This window comes from Massilioclostridium coli (assembly GCF_900095865.1).
GTDB lineage: Bacteria > Bacillota > Clostridia > Oscillospirales > Ruminococcaceae > Massilioclostridium > Massilioclostridium facile.
Genome location: NZ_FMIZ01000007.1, coordinates 1,083,966 through 1,104,546, shown reverse-complemented (window position 1 = coordinate 1,104,546; position 20,581 = coordinate 1,083,966). Strand labels below are relative to the sequence as shown.

Here is a 20,581-nt window from a genome sequence, read left to right as displayed (position 1 = left end):
ACGGAGGGGGATAACAAAAAAATGAGAACCAATGTAATCCGCATTATTACGGTTTTGTTATCCTTCTGTATTTTGATCAACCTGGGGTATCAGGTGTATTTGCGGTTGTCCGATCCCTACCAGACCGAGATTGTATATGATTATACCTTAAATGACAGCGTCCAAACCGAAGGGCTTGTTTTTAAGGACGAAACGATTATCCAGCGCCCAGAAGGAGAAGGGGTTGTAAAATACCTGTACCAAAATGGGGATAAAATCGCAAAAGGCGCCAATGTTGCCATGCTCTATCAGAATGAAGCAGACGTAGCAGCAACTGCGCAGATCGAACAACTGACAGCCCAGATTGAACAATTGGAAGAAGCGCAAAGCGAAGGGGTAAAACAGGAAGCTAACATTTCAGTGGTGAACCAGCAATTGACCAATACCTATGTGGAGTTTATCCAGCAGCTGGAACAGGGCGGGGGTTCGGATTATGCTTCTTATCGGAATGATCTAACTTTTATGTTGAACAAACGGCAGATTGTAACGCAAAAAGTCACTGATTTTAACGGTCAGATTCAAACCCTCAATCAACAAAAATCTGAGTTAGAGTCCTCAATCACCTCCCAACCCCAAGCGGTTAACGCCTCCCAGGCTGGCTATTTTGAGGACAAGTTGGATGGCTATGAGGAACAGTTGACCCACGCTTATTCTGATACCGTTACAGCTAACGAGTTAAAACAACTTTTGGAGCAATATAAGGAGCCAGATCCATCTGCGGAACAGCAAACCAACATTATTGGCAAAGTGATGACAAAACCAGACTTGCGCTATGTTGCTCTAGTGCCCACCGCTAAATTGGATCAGGTAAAACAAGGGCAGGCCTGTACGCTGCGGTTTGAAGATGTAGACGCCGCCATTGAAGCGGAAATCTACCGCATTGATAAAAATCCACAACAACACGAAAGCCTGGTGGTGTTCAGCATTACCCAGATTACCGGAAATCTGATTTCCATCCGTCAAAACAAGGCAGAAGTTATTTTTAATAGCCATACCGGTTTAAAAATCCCAAAAACCGCTTTGCATACGTCCGAGGATGGTACACCAGGGGTTTATATTAAGCATGGCGCCAACCTCAACTTTAAAAAAGTGGAGATTCTTTATGAAAATGAAGAATACATTTTGTGCGCGCATCATTCCACAGAGCAGGAGTATTTGCAATTATACGATACCATTATTGTACAAGGGAAGGATCTTTATGATGGAAAACCAATTCGATAGTCAACGGGTGGAGCAGATTCGTGCCAATGTGACGCGGATAAAAGCCAATATTGCACAGGCGGCACAAAAGGCTGAGCGCTCTCCACAGGATATCCAGCTGATGGCAGTGACTAAAACCGTCCCGCCTGAGTATGTTAACGTTGCTATTCAGGAAGGGGTTACCCTGTTAGGGGAAAACCGTGCTCAAGAGTTGATGGAAAAATACGATGCTTACCAGTTGAAAGCGGATCATATCCACTTTATCGGTCACTTACAGCGCAACAAAGTAAAATATATTATTGATAAGGTTTCCATGATACACTCGGTGGATTCTTTGGAACTTGCCAAGGAGATTGACAAGCAGGCAAAAAAACACCAGTTGATCATGCCCGTGTTGGTAGAGGTGAATATCGGCAGGCAGGAAACCAAAAGCGGTGTTGATCCTAATTTACTAGAACCTTTGCTGGATGGACTTTCCAGTTTAGGGAATATTTCGGTACAAGGGCTGATGGCAATCCCGCCAGCGCAAGAAAGTGAGAAATATTTTGCAAAAATGCAGCGGTTATATATTGACATCAAAGCACAAAACAGAGATAATATATTTATGAACTTTTTATCCATGGGAATGAGTGCTGATTATATGTTGGCAATCCAATACGGCGCAAATATTGTGCGGGTTGGTTCTGCTATGTTTGGCGCTAGAAGTTATCAAATAGGAGGATTTCAAAAATGAGTTTTATGGACAAACTAAAAGGTATGGTAGGCGTAGAGGACGAGGATTACGAAGAGTACGAAGAATATGATGACAACCGTGAAGTGTTTTCTGCCAAAGAAGAAAACGACCACAGATCAGATAGAGACAATAGTAAAAATAAAGTAATGAACATCAACGCAACTGCGCAATTAAAAGTAGTTCTGGTAAAGCCAGAACGCTTTGAGGATGCAAGTTCTATTGCGGACCACCTCAATGCGAAGCGCACCGTTGTGTTAAACCTGGAATCCGCTAGCAAGGAGATTGCCCGGCGTTTGATCGACTTTTTAAGCGGCGTTGCCTATGCCAACAACGGTCAGATTAAACGGGTAGCAAACAGTACCTTTATTATCACTCCATATAATGTGGATGTAATGGGCGACCTGCTGGACGAACTGGAAAATAACGGCGTATTTTTCTAATATGACAGAAGCGAACCAGGAAAAAGCACTACTGGAAGCGAAGGTGGAGGATATTTTCACCATTGCCCGGGAGAAAAATTATCCAAAGTACACCTCTTTTCTCAACGAAAGCCAGGTGTATTTTGCGCAGGCATATATCCAAAAACGCCATTATGCGAATTATCTGTTTTACGGTGGTTGTAAAAATAACCGTCGGTTGATGTTGGGGGCGTTTCCGGATTATATGCAGCCTGATCGTGAGGATTTTCCAATTGTTTCCCTGAAAATCCAACACCCTTCCCATTATGAACTGAGTCATCGGGACTTTTTAGGCTCCATTATGGGATTGAATATAAAAAGGGAAGCGGTAGGAGATATGATTCTTCAGCCAGGGGGATGTTCCCTCTTTGTCCGGGATAGCATCGCCCCTGTTATTTTACAGGAACTGTGCAAAGTAGGCAGGGTTGGAGTATCGGTCAGCCAGGAGGATTTATCTCAGATGGAACTGGTGGAATCTTTTCAGGAACGGGCGGGTACAGTGGCTTCCATGCGATTGGATGCTGTAGTCGCTTTGGCGGCTAGGGTATCCCGTGAAAAAGCGGTATCTTTGATTCAATCCGGCATGGTTATGGTCAACTATCTGGTAGCGCAATCCAACCATGTTGCATTAAAGCCTGCGGATATCCTTACCATCCGTGGTGTGGGCAAGTTTTGTATTACAGATGAAATCAGCCAGACAAAAAAAGGAAGGTTTCATATTACCATAAACCAATATACGTAGAGGGGGATTTGTTTTGAACGCCAATGAATTAAGACGGCAAACGTTTGATAAAGGCGCGTTTGGATTTAAACCGGACGAGGTAGAAGCTTGTTTGTCCAAAGCGGCAGATGCTTGGGAAACAATGGAAAATGAAAATAAAGAACTCAAAGAGGAAATTAAAAAGCTACATGCCCAGATTGAACGTTATCAGGAAGACGAAGAGAGTGTAAAAGAAATTATTGTCAGCGCGCAAAAACTGAGCAGCACCGTAGTACATGACGCCAAAATAAAAGCGGCTGCTATGGTGGAAGAAGCGGAACAGAAAAGCGATAAAATGATTACCGACGCCACCGCAAAAAGTAATAAAATGATTGCGGAAGCGGAGGAGCAAAGCCAGAAAATGATGGCAGAAGCCACCGTAAAAAGTTCCAATATGTTAAAAGATGCACAGGAAAAAGCAGGTTCCCTGGTTTCCGATGCGAAAACCCGCACCGAAACTGAAGTGCTGCGCTTGAAAAAAATGCAAAAAGAGGTTTCCGCTTTCAAATCTAACTTATTGGGAATTTACAAAGCCCATCTGGATTTGATTACAAAACTGCCGGAAGTAAAAGATACAAAACCAGAACCATCCAAACCAGTTGTGGAGGATATGCCTGAAGCGCCAAAGCCACAGGATATTCCAGCGGAAAAACTGGAAAAACCTCCAGTAGCAAAACAGCCGGCAGAAGTGAAACCTGTACCGGACCCAAAACCGGTAGAATCCGAAAAAGTGGTGCAGGAACAAGGTTCTCCATTCCGGATTACCATTACTGAAACAAAAAATTCGCCAAATGCTACAAATAATGCCAACCGCCCTGATTTTAAATCCAGGTTTAGCGATTTGAAGTTTGGCGAACAAAAATAAATTGTGATAAGACAGAAACAATATTAAGGAGAGAACAAACTGATGGCACAAGATTATAATAAGACTTTAAATCTTCCAAAAACGGATTTTCCCATGCGTGGAAACCTGCCAAAAAGGGAACAGCCTTTGTTCCAGAAATTTGACCAGGAAAGATTGTACTACAAGATGATTGAAAAAAATGAAGGCAAACCGTTGTACGTGTTGCATGACGGCCCTCCATATGCCAATGGTGCAATCCATCTGGGTACTGCGTTAAATAAAATTTTAAAGGATTTTATTGTAAAGCATAAAAATATGAGTGGTTATCAGGCTCCTTATATTCCAGGCTGGGATACTCACGGTCTCCCGATTGAATTAAAAGCGTTAAAAGCGGCTGGCGCGGATAAAAACACCATCACTCCAGTAGAACTGAGAAAAATGTGTGGGGAGTTTGCCCTGGAACATGTGGAAAATCAAAAAGCACAGTTTAAAAGCTTGGGCGTATTGGGAGATTATGAAAACCCATACCTGACCCTCAAACCGGAATTTGAAGCCAAACAAATCGAAGTATTTGGCGAAATGGCAAAGAAAAACTTTATCTATAAAGGCTTAAAACCAGTTTATTGGTGCCCAGAATGTAATACCGCTTTGGCGGAAGCAGAAATTGAATATGCGGAAGATCCATGTTATTCTATCTATGTAAAATTCAATGTGACCGAGGATAAAGGCTTCTTTGAAAAACAGGGGATTGATAAATCCAAAGTTTATTTTGTGATTTGGACTACTACTACCTGGACATTACCGGGCAACGTTGCCATCTGTTTAGGTCCAAATTATGATTATACTCTGGTGAAAAACGGGGATGAATACTATGTAATGGCTCGGGAACTGGCTCCATCCGCAATGGAAGCTGCTGGCATTACCGATTATGAAATGGTTGGTAACTTTGCTGGCTCTGAATTTGAATATATGAAAGTTGCCCACCCATTCCTCGATCGTGAATCTTTGGTAATTGTAGGGGATCACGTTACTCTGGAAAGTGGTACTGGATGCGTACACACCGCTCCTGGCCATGGTGTGGAAGACTTTGAAGTCTGCCGGAACTATAAAGAAATTCCAATTGTGGTTCCAGTGAATTCTGACGGTATCTTAACCGAAGAAGCTGGGGAATTTGCCGGCTTAAAAACCGATGATGCCAATAAGGCAATCGCGAAAAAACTGGATTCCACCGGAAACCTGTTTGCTATTAAAAAGATTATCCACCAATATCCTCACTGTTGGCGTTGTAAGAGCCCAATCCTGTTCCGCGCGACAGAACAGTGGTTCTGCTCCGTAGATGATTTTAAAGAGGATGCTGTAAAGGCAATCAAAGAGGTAAACTGGATTCCTGGCTGGGGTGAAGGACGTATTGAGAACATGGTACGTGACCGCAGCGACTGGTGTATTTCTCGTCAGCGGGTATGGGGCGTTCCAATCCCAATCGTTTACTGTGAAGATTGTGGCAAAGCGATTATCAATGATCAATCTATCCAGGCGATTGCGGATATGTTCCGTAAAGAGGGCTCCAACTCCTGGTATGAGAAAGATCCATCTGAGTTCTTGCCAGCGGATTTTGAATGTCCTGATTGCCATGGTAAAAAATTCCGCAAAGAAACTGATATCATGGATGTTTGGTTTGATAGTGGTTGTACCCATGCCTCTGTTGTGGATGAAAAGAATGGCTTGCGCTGGCCAGCGGATTTGTACCTGGAAGGGGCTGACCAATATCGCGGTTGGTTCCAATCCTCCTTACTGACAGCGGTTGCGACAAAAGGTACCGCACCATATAAAAACGTATGTACTCATGGTTGGGTAGTGGATGGTGAAGGGCGTAAAATGTCTAAATCCATGCAAAACGGTGTTGCACCAGAAAAGATTATCGAACAATACGGTACGGATATCCTTCGTCTATGGGTCGCTTCTTCCGACTATCATGCGGATATTAGAATTTCTCCAGAAATCCTGAAACAGCTCTCCGAAGGTTACCGTAAAATCCGTAACACCGCAAGATATATTTTAGGGAACTTAAATGGGTTCAATCCGGATACCGACCAGGTTTCCCTGGATGACCTGCACGAATTAGATAAATGGGCATTGTTAAAATTGGATGCTCTCATGAAAAAAGTGGATGAAGCATACAATAGCTTTGATTTCCATATTGTATACCATGCAATCCATAACTTCTGCGTTGTTGATATGTCCAACTTCTACCTGGATATTATCAAAGATCGTTTGTACTGTGAAAAAGCAGATGGCGTTGACCGCCGCGCCGCACAAACCACCATGTATCTGATTTTGGACGCATTGACTAGAATGGTTGCGCCAATCCTGGCATTTACTTCAGAAGAAATCTGGCAGAGCCTGCCACATACTTCCTCTGAGAATACCGAATCCGTTCTGTTCAATCAAATGCCAGAACCAATCGGCATCACAGTATCCGATTCTTTCATGGAAAAATGGAATAAAATCTACGAAATCCGTGAATGTGCGAAAAAAGCATTGGAAGAAAAACGTGCCGCGAAAGTCATCGGTTCTTCCTTGGATGCAAATGTCATCATTCATTGCAACCAGGAAACAGCCCAATTCCTGGAAGGCTTTAAGGACGACCTACAAACAATCTTTATTGTTTCCGGCGTGGAAATCTCCCAGGATGGAACAGGCGAGTTCAATTTTGAGGAACAAGGTCTTTCCATTGATGTTGTGAAAGCAACTGGAGAGAAATGTGAACGCTGCTGGATGTACAGCGATACCGTTGGTTCTCATCCAGAACATCCTACTTTGTGCTCTCGTTGTGCAAGCGTAGTAGAATAAGAGAATAAAAATAGGGCTGTTGCCATCGTTTGACGGCGGCAGCCTGTTTTTCGGTTGGAGGGCGTAATGAAAAAAATCATTTTTGGGGTAGTAACCGTGCTTTTGGTTGTGTTAGACCAACTGTTTAAATTCCTGGTAGCCCAATGGTTGCCTATGGAAAATGATACTACTACCATTATTCCAGGGGTACTAAACTTTACCCATATTGAAAACGATGGTGCGGCGTTCAGTGCGTTCGCTGGACAACGCTGGTTTATTATTATCCTTACAGTGGCGATTATGGCAATCTGCCTTTATTTTGTGTTTACCAATAAAATTAAAAGCTGGTTCCTTCACATTACTGGTGCCATGGTAGTTGCTGGCGGTTTGGGAAATTTGATTGACCGCTTGTTTCGTGGCGGACTGGTATTCGATTATATTGATGTGAACTTTGCCCCGTTTGAAAATTTTGCGGTATTTAATTTTGCTGACTGTCTAGTGGTAGTTGGAGTGATTCTGGTAATCATCGGCGTGTTTGTGGAGGATTATCAGGAAAATAAAAAGAATAAGCTTTCCCAGCAGGAGGGTGAATAAATGGCGGAACAGCTGGAGCTTGTTGTTGCCCAGGAGGAAAAAGGAAAGCGGCTGGATGTATTTTTAGGGGAACAGTTTTCAGAGAAAACCCGTTCTTTTTTGCAAAAAATCATTTCCCAGCAGGCGGTGACTTGTCAAGGTAAGCCTTTAACGAAAAACTACCGCCTAAAAGGGGAGGAACAACTTTTTATTGTCATGCCAGACCCAGTGGAACTGGATGTTCAACCAGAAGATATTCCTCTGGATATTGTGTACGAGGACAGTGACCTGCTGGTGGTGAACAAACCAAAAGGAATGGTTGTCCATCCGGCTGCGGGGAACTACACTGGTACGCTAGTCAACGCTTTGCTTCACCACTGTAAGGGAAGCCTTTCAGGGATTAACGGAGTAATCCGCCCCGGAATTGTCCACCGGATTGACAAGGATACCAGTGGGCTTTTGATTGTAGCGAAAAACGACCAATCCCATGTAAAGCTGGCGGAGCAGATTAAAAACCACTCGTTTGAGCGGACGTATGAGGCTGTTATTTATGGTAGATTGCCCCAGCAGGAAGGGGGTGTGGACAAGCCGATTGGCAGGAGTGAAAAAGACCGGAAAAAAATGTGTGTTACCCAGAAAAATTCCAAGCCAGCCGTTACCCATTATACAGTACTAGAGGAATATTCCCAGTTCTCTCATATCCGGCTGCGGCTAGAAACAGGAAGAACCCACCAGATTCGTGTCCACATGGCCTCCCTTGGACATCCCGTTGCGGGAGATCCCATTTATGGTCCGAAAAAATGTATTACAGAGTTACAAGGGCAATGCCTGCACGCCAAAACGATCGCTTTTGAGCATCCAACTACTGGGGAATGGCTCTCGTTTGACAGCGAACTGCCGGATTATTTTCAGAAATTTTTGGCAAAACTAAGGTAAATGGAAAACAACGAAAAGGAGTAGCCCATGAAGTTAGACCAATATTTTTTAGCAACGGATATGGATGGCACTTTGTTAACCAGCCAGAAAACCATCTCCCAGCGCGACCGCGAAGCAATCAAACATTGGAAAGAGCTAGGCGGGGAATTCACCATTGCTACTGGACGGTCTATGCTGTCCGCGAAACGGTATGTAGAAACCTTGGATATTACCATGCCCGTTATCCTGTTTAACGGCGGAATGGTGTACGACTACCAGCAGAAAAAAGTCCTGTGGAACGCCTGCTTATCCCAACGTTATATGGATGTAGTCAAACAGGTAAAGCAGAAGTATCCCCAGGTGGGGATTGAGGTGCTGGGTGCGGAAACTACATATATCTTTCATCCCAACGATATTGTGATTGACCATGTCAACCGGGAAAAGCTGGAATATCAGATGGTAGAGGAGAAGGAACTTCCCAAAGAGGCAATCAAAGTCCTGTTTGGCGTGCCGGAGGATTTAATGGAAGAGTTTGCTGCCCATATGTACCAATTAGAAGAAACTGAATTGGTATTTGTGAAAACCCACACCGTGTATTTTGAGATGCTGCCTGAGGGGATTAATAAAGGGGTAGGACTGGAACACCTTTCCCATACACCTCAGGCGGAAGGAAAACTCTCGATTGCGGTAGGGGACTTTTTCAACGATATGGAAATGCTGCAAAAAGCCCATTTGGGTGTAGCGGTGGGCAATGCGTTGCCAGAAGTAAAACAGATTGCCGACTTAGTGGTTTGCACCAATGAGGAAGGGGCAATCGCAGATACAATGGAATACGTCATCAACAATCAAGACAACGAAAAATGAGGAATGTGTAACAATGTTAAAATGGATTAAAAATATGTTATCAGGCTTAGTCATTGGTGTTGCCAATATCATCCCAGGGGTAAGCGGCGGTACTATGATGGTTATTTTAAATATGTTCGATAAAATTATTGGCGCGGTCAGTGATTTTAGAAAAGACGTAAAAGGGAATATTATTTTCCTGTTCCAAATTTTGTTGGGTGCCGCTGTTGGTATCATCCTGTTTAGTAAATTAATCACCTATATGTTGGAAAACCATCTGGTTGTAACCAACTTCTTCTTTATCGGCTTGATTTTGGGAAGTGTGCCATTGGTATTCCGCAATGCGTTCCCAAAAGAACAACTGAAAGATGGAAAGAAATCCGTTAAAATCAGTTCTGTTATCTGGTTTGTGCTTGCTTTAGCGCTGTTGATTGTGATTTCCTTTACCAAAACTTCCGAAACCACGACCAATATCCAAACAGTAACTGTTACTTTCCCAATGCTGTTGCAGCTGTTCTTTGGTGGCATTATTGCGGCGATTGCGATGATTATTCCAGGGGTAAGCGGTTCGTTTGTTATGGTGCTGTTGGGTATCTATCCATTGGTGTCCGGTACTGCTGCTGCATTGTTCCCAATAAACGTTTCCCTTTGGATGAGTACCTTAATTCCAATTGGTGCTGCCGCCGGCCTTGGTATTATCATTGGCTTGATTGTTGGTGCAAAACTCATTAACCTGGTCTTGAAACGGTTTACCCAGCAGACCTATTTTGGCATTTTAGGGCTGCTGTTTGGCTCCCTGTTCTGCATCTATCCAGGATTCCTCTGGAACGTGGAAGGCGTCGTGGCAATTTTGGTTGGTTTGTTTGGATTTGCCCTGGCGTTCTTCTCCAGCAGTGAAAAATTAAAACAATACTTTGAAAAGAAAAACCAAAACGCGTAATACATGAATCAATAAAAACGGCTCCTGCTTTCAGGGGCTGTTTTTGTCTGGATGGCTTTGTGGTAGATTGGAATTACAACCTGTTCGATGCCAGATAGATGGAACAGGATAAATGGGGGATAAAAATGGAAAAAATCTTAGTAATAGAAGATGACCAAAGTATTAAAGATGAACTGGTTACCCTGTTACATGCCAATGGGTATTGTACAGTGGAACAACCTCCTTGTGATTTGGCGTTGCTGGATGTCAATCTGCCTGGGGAGAGCGGTTTTGAAATTTGCCGGAAACTGCGCCTGCAATCGGATGTCCCAGTGATTTTTTTGACAGCCCGGGTTTCCTCAGAAGACGAACTGCTGGGCTTTGGGGTCGGAGCGGATGATTATATCCGAAAACCCTATAATTCTTCCGTGCTTCTGGCGAGGATTTCCCGCCTGTTAAAGCGGAAAACCAATACCGTTGTATCGGTAAAAGGGCTGACCCTAAACTTGGCGGAACTGACGGTGGGGTTTCAAGGGCAAACGGAGGAGCTTACCAAAAATGAAACCCGCATTTTAGCATGTTTGATGAACAAGGAGCTTTGTACCCGGGAGGAAATCATTGAAGACCTTTGGAACAACAGCTTATATATTGACGATAACACTTTAAGTGTGAATATTAACCGCTTGCGGGAAAAACTAAAACGCATGGGAGCCAACGAACATATCCGTACCGTAAGGGGAGTGGGGTATAGATTATGAAATTTCGTGAATTTTTCCGTTCCAAAGCAATTACCCTCTGCTTTTTAGGAATTGGTGGAATCATAATAACGGTATTTTTACTTTATAGTAAAGTATCATTAGGATTAATTGGGATTGCCATTGGATTTTTGGCACTGCTGGTAATCTGTTGGCTGGTGTGCAATTATCTCGTAGAGCGTTCCAAACTCAACCATCTATTTCAGCTGCAACAGCAACTGACTGAACCTTATTTGTTGGGGGAATTGCTGCCGTTGCCAAATAACCTGGTAGAACGGCAATATTATGAGGTAATGAAAATCATTTCCCGTTCCGCCATTGGCATTGTGGAACAATCGGTACGGGAAAAAGAAGAGTATTGTGATTATGTGGAGAGCTGGATTCACGAAATTAAAACTCCATTGACTGCCTGCTCCCTCATTTTAGCCAATGATGCAGACCCTAGAAAATTAAAACGGGAATTAAAACGGGCGGACAACCTGACCGAGAGCATTTTGTACTACGCACGGATGCGTTCGGTGGAACGGGATAACCAAATCCAGCGGTTCCAGGTTGCCCCTGTCATCAATGAGGCGGTAAAAAGCCAGATGGAACTGCTGATTGCCGCCAATGTCAGCATTGATGTTTCGGGTGATTTTATGGTGTATTCGGATCAAAAACCCCTTTGTTTTATTTTAAAGCAGCTATTGATTAACAGCGCCAAATACAGCCCGGGCTGCCACATTGTAATTACAGCAGAAAATGGGACGATTACTGTGGAGGACAATGGGATTGGGATTCCAAAACACGAATTAGGCAGGGTAACAGAGCGGGGTTTTACTGGAACCAATGGCAGAAGACTGGGTGGAAGTACAGGGATGGGGTTGTACTTGGTCAAAGAACTGTGCAACCAATTGGAAATTTCCCTGGAAATCCAGTCCGAACCATCCAAATATACCCGTATTTCCTTTACTTTTCCCAACCTTACAAAAATGTAAGAAAACCATAGGGATAGTGTTAGAAAAAAATCCCCTGTTTCGTGGTATAGTAAAAGACGAAATGGAGGATACGGTCATGAATGAAATTTTAAAAGTAAAAAATGTTGTGAAATATTATGGGAGTGGAAGCGTAGTAACCAAAGCGTTGGATGGAATTTCCTTTACCGTAAACAAAGGAGAATTCACTGCCATTATGGGGGCTTCCGGTTCGGGAAAAAGCACTTTGCTCAATGTGATTTCTACTATTGATAGGGTCAGCGCTGGGGAAATTTATGTGGAGGATAACAATATCGCAGAAATGAAAGAAAACCAGCTTTCCACATTCCGCCGGGATAAGCTGGGTTTTATCTTTCAGGAATACAACCTGCTGGACACTTTAACGGTAGGGGAGAACATTACACTTCCTCTGAATTTAAAAGGGGTTAGCCTATCCAAAACCAAACAGGCACTGGAGGTTATCTCCAAGGAATTAGGGGTATATGACCAGTTGGATAAGTTCCCCTATGAACTGTCCGGCGGACAACGCCAGCGGGTGGCCTGTGCCAGAGCGATTATTACCTCCCCGGCGATTGTACTAGCGGATGAACCAACCGGTGCGCTGGATTCAAAAAATTCCCGTATTTTAATGCAAACATTTGAGTTGATGAACAAATCCCTGAATTCTACCATCTTGGTAGTAACCCACGATGCAGTGGTTGGTTCCTATGCAGACCGTGTTTTGTTCTTAAAAGATGGGAACATTTGGAGTGAGGTCAACCGTGGTGACCGTGACCGGAAAACCATGTACCGTGAAATTCTATCGGTGATGGCAGCCCTTGGGGGTGATGCGGATGTTCGGTAAATTGGCTTTCCGGAATGTAAAACGTCAAGTTGGAAACTATCTCATCTATTTTATTACGGTTTCCATTACTGTGGCATTAATGTTCGCGGTAAACAATGTTATTTTTAACAAGCAGCTTATGGCTTTTGCGGAGTCCATGCAGGAGCTAAAAAGTGGATTAATCGGCATTACTGTATTTGTCTCGATTATTGTGGCATTTGTTTTGGGATATGCTACTTCCTTTATATTAAAACTGAGGAAGCGAGAGTTTGGAACCTATCTTACCCTGGGGATGACCCGGAAAAACATCCTTTCAATTTTTATCTTGGAAACCATGATTTTATGTGTAGCCGCCATTTTGGCGGGAATCCTGTTGGGAGTTTTTATCTACCAGGGATTGATGGCGTTGATTACCAACCTGATGGAGATGGAATTTTCATTCGCCTCCTACTCCGCCAGCGGGCTTTTGCTGACAATTGCTTTAGTGGTAACGGTATTTTTGTTGTCCTCTATCACTTCTTCTTTGTATCTCAACCGGGTAAGCGTGTACCATTTGTTGCATGGAGACCGGATGGTAGAAAAAAAGGTAAAACACCCTATGTTTTGGATGGCTATCGCTGTATTATCCGGCATTGCCATTGTGGGTTGCTGTGTAGTATTTTATCAAACTGTCCTCAATATGTTCCAAAATACCGATTCGGATCAAGCTGGATTTCTTATTTTTTCTTGTTTCGTTACACTAGGTGTTGCTTTAATTATCTTCCATATTGGGGTTTCCAAAAGCATTGTCAATCTATTATTAAAAAATGAAAAATTCCGCAATCGCAGAACCAATACTTTTATCCTAAGGCAACTTTCCGGAAAATTAAGCACCAACGCGGTGATGGCGGGGTTTCTGTCGTTTTTGATTGCGTTTGCCATTATTGGTTCCAATGTATCATTTATGCAGAAAACTAGTGAGAAACTGACGCTGGATAAAAATTATCCGTTTGATATTACAGCCAACCTAGATCCAAAAGACCCAAGCCCAATTAGTATGGAACAGGCGGAACAGACCATCCAGAATTATTCGGAGATTGAACGCAAAATTCCATATCGGTATTACGCTTCCCAAGATAATACTCTATATCGCCAAACCAAATGGTCTGGGGAAGGATATGAAGGGTTAAATGATACCTTTATTACCGAAAGTGATTTTAATCAGCTTTGTGAGGCATTGAGAATTCCCACTGTTACCTTAAATGGGACCTATAAAATTATAGCGGATATCCCACAAGTGCAGGCTTACGATTTTTCCTCCACCCAGTTGGATTTAAACGGTAAAACCTATTGTTATGGTGGAATTTTAACCGATGTTCCAATGTTTTCCTACTATTATTTCACAGCGATTGTGCCGGATGAAGCAGTACAGGGGTTAGACGTGGAATTGGATTGTATGGCGTATGATTTGAAGCAAGACCGCTATGATGCCGAAGCATTGCGCCAGGAGCTCAGCTATCAAACCACCAGCAGGAATGGGCAATATTTGATTGAACGCTGTGATTATGATTTAAAAGAGTATGGCAGAATCCAACGCAATAGTAATACCGCTATTTTTATAGTAGGTGCTTTGTATATTTCCATTGTATTTGTATTTTTGGCAATGGCGATTTTAGCGCTAAAAACACTCTCCAGTTTGTCGGATGACCGACAAAAATATCGGATTTTATTCCGGCTGGGAACAGGGGAACAGGAACAGAACAGGACGTTGTTTTACCAGATTTTCTGCTTTTTCCTGTTGCCGTTTGTAGTCCCAGTTTTGTTGAGCGTTCCAACTGCGCAAATCTGCATCAAAATTATGGAGATGTCGGGATATGCGGGGAATGTAAGCGAAGTTGTAACAACGACAACGGCAATTGCGTTCGTAGTGGTAGCCATTTATGTTCTGTATTTTATCGCTACCTATCTTATTGCCAAACGGAATATTGTCCATCATCAACAATAGTTTACAATCTGGAGTAATCATATGCCATTCCGTAAAGGGAGTTCCATATCTTTGTAAAATTAGAATTCTATTTCGGAAAACCAATACTTATCTGTAAGTATTGGAGCATATGATTTCTTCTAACAGAAAAATATACTTTTCACAAAAGATTGCTCTGTAATTTTTAAGAAGAAACTTAAAAACTCTAACATGGGTACAATAATCTACTCAAAAGTTGTTTTTCAAATCAAAACATTCATTAGATTAGCATCCTTACTGGCAACACATACATTGTGTAATTATAAATCTATAATATTCTTGTGTTTATCTTTTCTCTGCTATAAAAAAACCCAACTTTTCTATAGAAAGGTTGGGGTTTTTTTATAAGATTCAAATTTTACATTAAAATCAAAATAATGAAAAATATTAGGAAAACATTCAATGATTATCCATAAAACAGAAATTATATACCATAAAAATATTTTATTTAGTGAAATAATTCTATTGTTTTTTCTCAATAACGAAGGTATAATGAAATTATATCTTTTTTATAGGAGGAGAAAAAGACGATGAGGAAAAATTATATTTTAAGAGGAATCAGCACTATATTAGCAATGCTTTTTTTGTGTTTATACAGTATTCCTGTTGTGGCAAAAACACAAGAAAAAACTACTGGAAATCAACTGGAATTGATTGATCTTTCTAACCTGAACACAGAATCTGGTTATTTGTATGAACGTGCAAATGCAAATTACGATCGTTTAGAAAGCGACCAATATAATGTACAAAAAGCAATTGCTGGCGATCCAAGCTGGCCAGGAGATATGCAAGGACGTATTATTTTAGGTTTAGTTAGCCAGGCAAAGACATTGCACCAACGTGAACCAGTCACGTTAGAAGCAATGATGGATGAAATGGAAAAGAATTTAATCGATGGAGCATTTATGAACTCGAAATTAAATCCAGATATGGCAAATGAACAGTTGTTTTCTGGACATAGTTGGTTTTTGCGTGCGATGTGTGAGTTGTATCAATGGAATGGAGATCAACGAGCATTAAATGTTATCAATAATTTGGTACAGAAATTATTAATTGAAGGAAAACCTGCTATTGAAAGATATCCAATTGAGCATTTAAGCGGTGGCGGAGGTGTATCTGGAGAGATTATTGGTCAACAAAACGGTTGGGAATTATCTACAGATACAGGTTGCATCTTTATGATGTTAGATGGAGCTACCCATGCATATGAAGTGACACACAACCAAGAACTAAAACAGGTAATAGATGTGTTAATTCAAAAATTTATGAAAGCGGATGTAGTCGATTTAAAATTCCAAACCCATGCAACTTTATCGGCAACGAGAGGGTTGCTACGGTTTTATCAGGAAACAAATGATAAAAAATATTTAGATTATGCACTACAACGTATGAATGAATATATTACTTATGGTATGACAGAAGCATATATGAATTATAACTGGTATCAACGCCCAGAATGGACAGAGCCATGTGCAATTATAGATTCTTATCTTGTTGCTATGGAATTATTCCGCTTTACAGAGGATATTGCTTGGTTAGAGTTAGGACAAAAAATTTTATATAATGGTATTGGTGCGGCACAACGGTCCAATGGAGGTTTTGGAACAGATAGCTGCGTAGGTGTTTCTAACCAAACTTTAAATTTACACGGATTTGAGGCAACACAATGTTGCACAATGCGCGGTGGAGAAGGAACGACAAAGGCAATTCGGTATCAGTATATGATAGGGCAGGATAATGCTTTGTATGCCTTACAATATGGAAATAACACGCTAAAATTTAATGGTATTACCCTACAACAAATGAGCAATTATCCAGAAGACGGAAATGTTGAGTTTTCTGTATTAGATTGTAATCAAAATACTAATTTAAATCTTTGCTTATTTGTACCATCGTTTGTTTCATCTTATCAAGTTTGTGTAGATGGTAAAACGGTAGATGCTCCAGTAGAAAATGGATTTATCCACCTCAATTTATCTGTAAAAAAAGGTACAAAAATATCATTCCAGTTTGATTTGCCTGTTGTTTTTCACAATACAAAAGAACAAAATGGACATATTTCCGGTTTGATCTATTCAAAAGGTTTTGTAGAATTGGGATGGTTCCAAAACCAACAAAATATTGCGGAACAAAATCTACCTTTTTCTGAAAGAACATTAACACCAATCTATGAACGTTTCCACTTAAATTCAACTGAAATCAGTTCTACCCCAGTACAGATAATTTCTGACCGGTTTAATATAGCTTCATCGGGAATTGGAATTTCTTCCAGTGGAAATTATACTGGCATAAATGATGGAAATCGAACAAATGGGTGGTTCTCAGAATCTCAAGAAACCTCTAACAATTCACAATGGGTAGGTATTGGTTTTGATAACATCTGCCCAATTGATATAGTTTCTATTTATCCATCCAGCAGCCAGGGATTACCACAAAGTTTTACAATAGAAGTCTCGAATAACAATAAAGATTGGGAAGTCATTCAAAATGTTTCAGGACACAATCCTTCTTTACCATATATTTTGGAATTAGAACAGCCAAAACAACTTCAGTTTATTCGTATAACAAGCAGTGAACTTAGCCAAATGGATGATGGAAAATTCTATATGGCAGTAGGGGAGGTAGAGTTATACAGTTCCTCTTCAAAAGTTCTTTCTATTACATCAGATATGGCATCTATTTCAGATCAAATTTCTATAAATGGTAAAACTCCTGTTTCTTTGCCTTATCAACAATTAATTTTTCCAGGAGAAGAAATTCAATTGCAAATCATTCCAAATTTAAACAATGAATATACATTTTATCAATGGAATGGAGATATTCAATCGGATAAAGAAACCATCCATATCACACCACAGGAACATACAAATTTAATCGTTGAACACGCCTACAGTGGCATTGAAAATTTAGCATTAGGTGCAACAGTAACTTCTAATAACCAAATGTTAATTGACCCAGATTGGATGCCTCAAAACCTTACAGATGGAATTTATCAATATCCGAACCAAAAAGGTGCAAATGGTTTTACAAGCAATGGCTTATCCTCTCAAAATGTTGCGGAACAACCAATAGAAATTCAGTTGGATTTAGGGTCTAACCAACAATTTAATCAGATAAAGCTTTATCCAAGAACGGATTGTTTAGCTGAAGATGGTACAATTGCATCATTCCCCAAAGATTTTACAATTTCAATTAAGGGTGAGCAAGAGGAAGAATTTAAAACAATCTATACTGCAGTTGACATACAACCAGAAAAAGGTTCCCCATTTACTGTATTGTGGGACGAAATATATACAGCTCGATATATAAAAATTGCAACAACAAAACTAGGAAAAGCTGTATTTGATAATCCCACTGTGTATTACCTACAATTATCTGAAATTGTACTTAATAATACGTTAAACCAAAAAGAAAACTATACACTTGCAGTAGATGGCGCTAAAGGTGTTCCAGTAAAAGTAAACAATAAACAGGTTACCTTACCGTATACAGAAGAATTTAAACAAGGTACTAAAGTAACTGTAGAACCAATTCAAGATGATTTTTATTCTTTTTCAAATTGGGAAGGAGACATTTATCAGGAAAATCCAACACAACAAATTATTATGAATACAGATCATTCTTTGCGCTTAAATGTAACACAAGGTACGTTATTACCGCATTCTGAAATGACAGCTAGTGCTACTAGTGAAACAAATCCTCCAGATTTCATTAACGGTCCAGCATCTTTTGCAATTGATGATAACCCTACTACAATTTGGCATACCAACTATAAAACAAGTGGTCCAGTTTTGCCACAAAGTTTAACCTTACAGTTCCAACAGCCAGAAAATATTTTCCAAGTTGTTTATATACCACGTACTGATAAGGATAGTAAAAATGGTATTATTCAAAAATATCAGTTAGAAGGATTGTTACAGGATGGAAATTGGGAAGTATTATCAAAAGGAAATTGGCCAGGCAATAATGATACCCAATCGATTACAATAAAACCAACAAAAGTAACAGCGATTCGTTTAACAGCGTTAGAAGCAGTAGGTGGATATGCAAGTTGTGCGGAATTAAATGTTTATGTGGATAACCGTATGGTTCCATCTGGGGACAAAACAGTTTTGAATGCTATTATTGCTTATGCAGAAAATGCCAAAGCAAGCGGGGAATATGATAATGCCATTGAAAGCGTACAAAAATCCTTTGATACAGCACTGGAAAATGCCAAAACAGTAGCAGTAAATGAAAATGCAAGTCAAGAAGTAATTGATCAAGCATGGAAAACATTGCTGAATGAAATTCATAAATTAGGTTTTATAGCTGGGGATAAAGAAAGTTTAGCTAGTTTAATTGAAGTAGCGAAAAAAATTGACCTGAGTAAATATGTAGAAGCAGGTCAAGCAGAGTTTACCACAGCACTGGAAACAGCCCAAAGGGTATACCAAGATGGGGATGCCATGCAGGAGGAAATCAATGATGTAGCGGATAATCTGTTAAACGCAATGCTGAATTTACGGTTCAAAGCAGACAAATCTATTTTGGAAGATGTTCTTGCAAAAGCAAATAACATTGATGCAACTACATATACAGCAGAATCTTACAATATATTGACAATAGCGATAAATGAAGCAAAAATGGTACTGGAAAATGAAAACGCAACTCAGGAAGAAGTAGACGCAGCAGTACAATCTGTGCAGGCTGCAATGGATCAGTTAGTAACAGTAGATGGAACTGTTCCAGAAGAAATGACTTCATCCACGAATGATATAGCTACTCAAACTGGACAGGAATCTACCACACCAAAAGCAAATGCAGCCAAAACAGGCGATTTTGTACCAATTGTTGGAATCGCAACATTGGCAGTTGCAGGAGTTGTACTGGTTCTCTCCCGTAAGAAAAAATAATTGCTATACCGATTGATTACCAAATGATATGGTATATTGTTAAAGCATAGATATTGGTTTAAATGTACATGGATATACTTCAACTACATGGGTAGTTGAAGTACCTGTACGAGATCCAGCATATGGTGCGGGTTATTGGCGGCATTATCATGTTATAGAGGGTGGAAGACGAATAGAAGGATATAGACTCTATGTTTCATAAAATCAATATAAATTATAATGACATAATTCAGAACGAACAAATTCTTATTGAATTCCTTTCTAAATTTTCAGATAATTTTTCGATTACTGTATTAATTCAAAAGCCATATTCTCAAAACCCTCCAATTTATAAATACTGTAATCAGATTACTCCTTATGCTACTCAATTTATTTTTGAAAAAAAAAGACTGGCCAGTCGATTTTTTAGGACAACTGAGACATCAAATAATGATAATTTGCCGTTGTTGTAAAGAAAGCCGCAAAGAACTTTTAAAAATACCAAATCTTTTTATCACATCAGACGATGATGTACCAGAAGATATTTGTTTTTATCGCAATGATAAATTATGGTTTGCAACAGTAACACATGAAAAACTATCTTTTATGCAAAATCCAACGAAACAAGATCTTGCGTTTCTGAAAGAACATAAAATTGCATTTAACAATATTTGATGAAGTAAATATATCATTATTCTTTCAGTAGAGAATCATCTAAAAGCATAAGTTTTCGGATAGATTCTCCCTTCTAGGGGTATATCGCATTATCCAATCGAAAGTAGAGAGTATGTATTATAAAAGATATTGGAGATGAGATCTAAATATAAGAAAAACTACAGCTAAAAATTTATATGAACAACTATTTATGACAGAAGTAAAGTCCAATCCTTTGAAAAACGTAGAACATTTACAAGGTAATTATTATTATTCAAGATTCAAGATAGAAAGCAACTAAAGGATGGATTAAAATGTAACAAATCTTATAACACACCAGATGACTCAAAAGTGATAATTCATTTTGTATATAATACCAGAACCGG

At 40.3% G+C, this 20,581-nt stretch carries 16 protein-coding genes; all 16 read left to right on the top strand.

Annotation, left to right across the window (positions count from 1 at the left end; translation table 11 throughout):
• Window positions 1-21: 21 nt before the first annotated feature.
• The 16 genes from BQ2683_RS10290 to BQ2683_RS10210 all read left to right on the top strand — a co-directional run bounded on the left by BQ2683_RS10290 (window position 22) and on the right by BQ2683_RS10210 (window position 20,216).
• Entirely contained in the window at window positions 22-1,260 is a 1,239-nt protein-coding gene (locus tag BQ2683_RS10290; RefSeq protein ID WP_069988957.1) for a biotin/lipoyl attachment domain-containing protein, read from the top strand.
• Window positions 1,238-1,972 (top strand): YggS family pyridoxal phosphate-dependent enzyme, encoded by a 735-nt coding sequence (locus BQ2683_RS10285; protein ID WP_069988956.1) that lies wholly within the window; start codon window positions 1,238-1,240, stop codon window positions 1,970-1,972. The genes BQ2683_RS10290 and BQ2683_RS10285 overlap by 23 nt, the downstream gene beginning before the upstream one ends.
• Window positions 1,969-2,412 (top strand): cell division protein SepF, encoded by a 444-nt coding sequence (locus tag BQ2683_RS10280; RefSeq protein ID WP_069988955.1) that lies wholly within the window; start codon window positions 1,969-1,971, stop codon window positions 2,410-2,412. The genes BQ2683_RS10285 and BQ2683_RS10280 overlap by 4 nt, the downstream gene beginning before the upstream one ends.
• Window position 2,413: 1 nt before the next feature.
• Window positions 2,414-3,172 (top strand): YlmH family RNA-binding protein, encoded by a 759-nt coding sequence (locus BQ2683_RS10275; protein ID WP_069988954.1) that lies wholly within the window; start codon window positions 2,414-2,416, stop codon window positions 3,170-3,172.
• Between the two features lie 13 nt (window positions 3,173-3,185).
• The gene (locus tag BQ2683_RS10270; protein WP_069988953.1) at window positions 3,186-4,055 is read left to right on the top strand and encodes a DivIVA domain-containing protein; all 870 of its coding nucleotides are present in this window, start codon (window positions 3,186-3,188) and stop codon (window positions 4,053-4,055) included.
• Between the two features lie 42 nt (window positions 4,056-4,097).
• Window positions 4,098-6,884 (top strand): isoleucine--tRNA ligase, encoded by a 2,787-nt coding sequence (gene ileS / locus BQ2683_RS10265; RefSeq protein ID WP_069988952.1) that lies wholly within the window; start codon window positions 4,098-4,100, stop codon window positions 6,882-6,884.
• 66 nt (window positions 6,885-6,950) lie between these two features.
• Complete coding sequence (lspA, locus tag BQ2683_RS10260) at window positions 6,951-7,457, top strand: signal peptidase II (protein ID WP_069988951.1); 507 nt, start codon at window positions 6,951-6,953, stop codon at window positions 7,455-7,457.
• Window positions 7,458-8,372, top strand: coding sequence for an RluA family pseudouridine synthase (locus BQ2683_RS10255; RefSeq protein ID WP_069988950.1), 915 nt, complete (start codon window positions 7,458-7,460; stop codon window positions 8,370-8,372).
• 27 nt (window positions 8,373-8,399) lie between these two features.
• Window positions 8,400-9,215, top strand: coding sequence for a Cof-type HAD-IIB family hydrolase (locus BQ2683_RS10250; RefSeq protein ID WP_069988949.1), 816 nt, complete (start codon window positions 8,400-8,402; stop codon window positions 9,213-9,215).
• A gap of 13 nt (window positions 9,216-9,228) precedes the next feature.
• Window positions 9,229-10,134 carry a DUF368 domain-containing protein gene (locus BQ2683_RS10245; protein WP_069988948.1) on the top strand — a complete coding sequence of 302 codons (906 nt, stop codon included), beginning with the start codon at window positions 9,229-9,231 and terminating at the stop codon, window positions 10,132-10,134.
• 125 nt (window positions 10,135-10,259) lie between these two features.
• On the top strand, window positions 10,260-10,871 hold the full coding sequence (locus tag BQ2683_RS10240; protein WP_069988947.1) for a response regulator transcription factor: 612 nt from the start codon (window positions 10,260-10,262) through the stop codon (window positions 10,869-10,871).
• Window positions 10,868-11,845 carry a sensor histidine kinase gene (locus tag BQ2683_RS10235; RefSeq protein ID WP_069988946.1) on the top strand — a complete coding sequence of 326 codons (978 nt, stop codon included), beginning with the start codon at window positions 10,868-10,870 and terminating at the stop codon, window positions 11,843-11,845. The genes BQ2683_RS10240 and BQ2683_RS10235 overlap by 4 nt, the downstream gene beginning before the upstream one ends.
• 76 nt (window positions 11,846-11,921) lie before the next feature.
• A complete protein-coding gene (locus tag BQ2683_RS10230) occupies window positions 11,922-12,686 on the top strand; it encodes an ABC transporter ATP-binding protein (RefSeq protein ID WP_069988945.1) in 765 nt (254 codons plus the stop codon).
• A complete protein-coding gene (locus tag BQ2683_RS10225) occupies window positions 12,676-14,649 on the top strand; it encodes an ABC transporter permease (RefSeq protein ID WP_069988944.1) in 1,974 nt (657 codons plus the stop codon). Before BQ2683_RS10230 ends, BQ2683_RS10225 begins: the two co-directional genes overlap by 11 nt.
• 548 nt (window positions 14,650-15,197) lie before the next feature.
• Window positions 15,198-19,562, top strand: coding sequence for a discoidin domain-containing protein (locus BQ2683_RS10220; protein WP_069988943.1), 4,365 nt, complete (start codon window positions 15,198-15,200; stop codon window positions 19,560-19,562).
• A gap of 357 nt (window positions 19,563-19,919) precedes the next feature.
• Window positions 19,920-20,216 carry a hypothetical protein gene (locus BQ2683_RS10210; RefSeq protein WP_141720212.1) on the top strand — a complete coding sequence of 99 codons (297 nt, stop codon included), beginning with the start codon at window positions 19,920-19,922 and terminating at the stop codon, window positions 20,214-20,216.
• The last annotated feature ends 365 nt before the right edge of the window (window positions 20,217-20,581 follow it).

Coding starts and splice junctions, on each gene's coding strand:
- BQ2683_RS10290 (WP_069988957.1), top strand. CDS start 22: ATGAGAACCAATGTAATCCGCATTATTACGGTTTTGTTATCCTTCTGT.
- BQ2683_RS10285 (WP_069988956.1), top strand. CDS start 1,238: ATGATGGAAAACCAATTCGATAGTCAACGGGTGGAGCAGATTCGTGCC.
- BQ2683_RS10280 (WP_069988955.1), top strand. CDS start 1,969: ATGAGTTTTATGGACAAACTAAAAGGTATGGTAGGCGTAGAGGACGAG.
- BQ2683_RS10275 (WP_069988954.1), top strand. CDS start 2,414: ATGACAGAAGCGAACCAGGAAAAAGCACTACTGGAAGCGAAGGTGGAG.
- ileS (WP_069988952.1), top strand. CDS start 4,098: ATGGCACAAGATTATAATAAGACTTTAAATCTTCCAAAAACGGATTTT.
- lspA (WP_069988951.1), top strand. CDS start 6,951: ATGAAAAAAATCATTTTTGGGGTAGTAACCGTGCTTTTGGTTGTGTTA.
- BQ2683_RS10255 (WP_069988950.1), top strand. CDS start 7,458: ATGGCGGAACAGCTGGAGCTTGTTGTTGCCCAGGAGGAAAAAGGAAAG.
- BQ2683_RS10250 (WP_069988949.1), top strand. CDS start 8,400: ATGAAGTTAGACCAATATTTTTTAGCAACGGATATGGATGGCACTTTG.
- BQ2683_RS10245 (WP_069988948.1), top strand. CDS start 9,229: ATGTTAAAATGGATTAAAAATATGTTATCAGGCTTAGTCATTGGTGTT.
- BQ2683_RS10240 (WP_069988947.1), top strand. CDS start 10,260: ATGGAAAAAATCTTAGTAATAGAAGATGACCAAAGTATTAAAGATGAA.
- BQ2683_RS10235 (WP_069988946.1), top strand. CDS start 10,868: ATGAAATTTCGTGAATTTTTCCGTTCCAAAGCAATTACCCTCTGCTTT.
- BQ2683_RS10230 (WP_069988945.1), top strand. CDS start 11,922: ATGAATGAAATTTTAAAAGTAAAAAATGTTGTGAAATATTATGGGAGT.
- BQ2683_RS10225 (WP_069988944.1), top strand. CDS start 12,676: ATGTTCGGTAAATTGGCTTTCCGGAATGTAAAACGTCAAGTTGGAAAC.
- BQ2683_RS10220 (WP_069988943.1), top strand. CDS start 15,198: ATGAGGAAAAATTATATTTTAAGAGGAATCAGCACTATATTAGCAATG.
- BQ2683_RS10210 (WP_141720212.1), top strand. CDS start 19,920: ATGCTACTCAATTTATTTTTGAAAAAAAAAGACTGGCCAGTCGATTTT.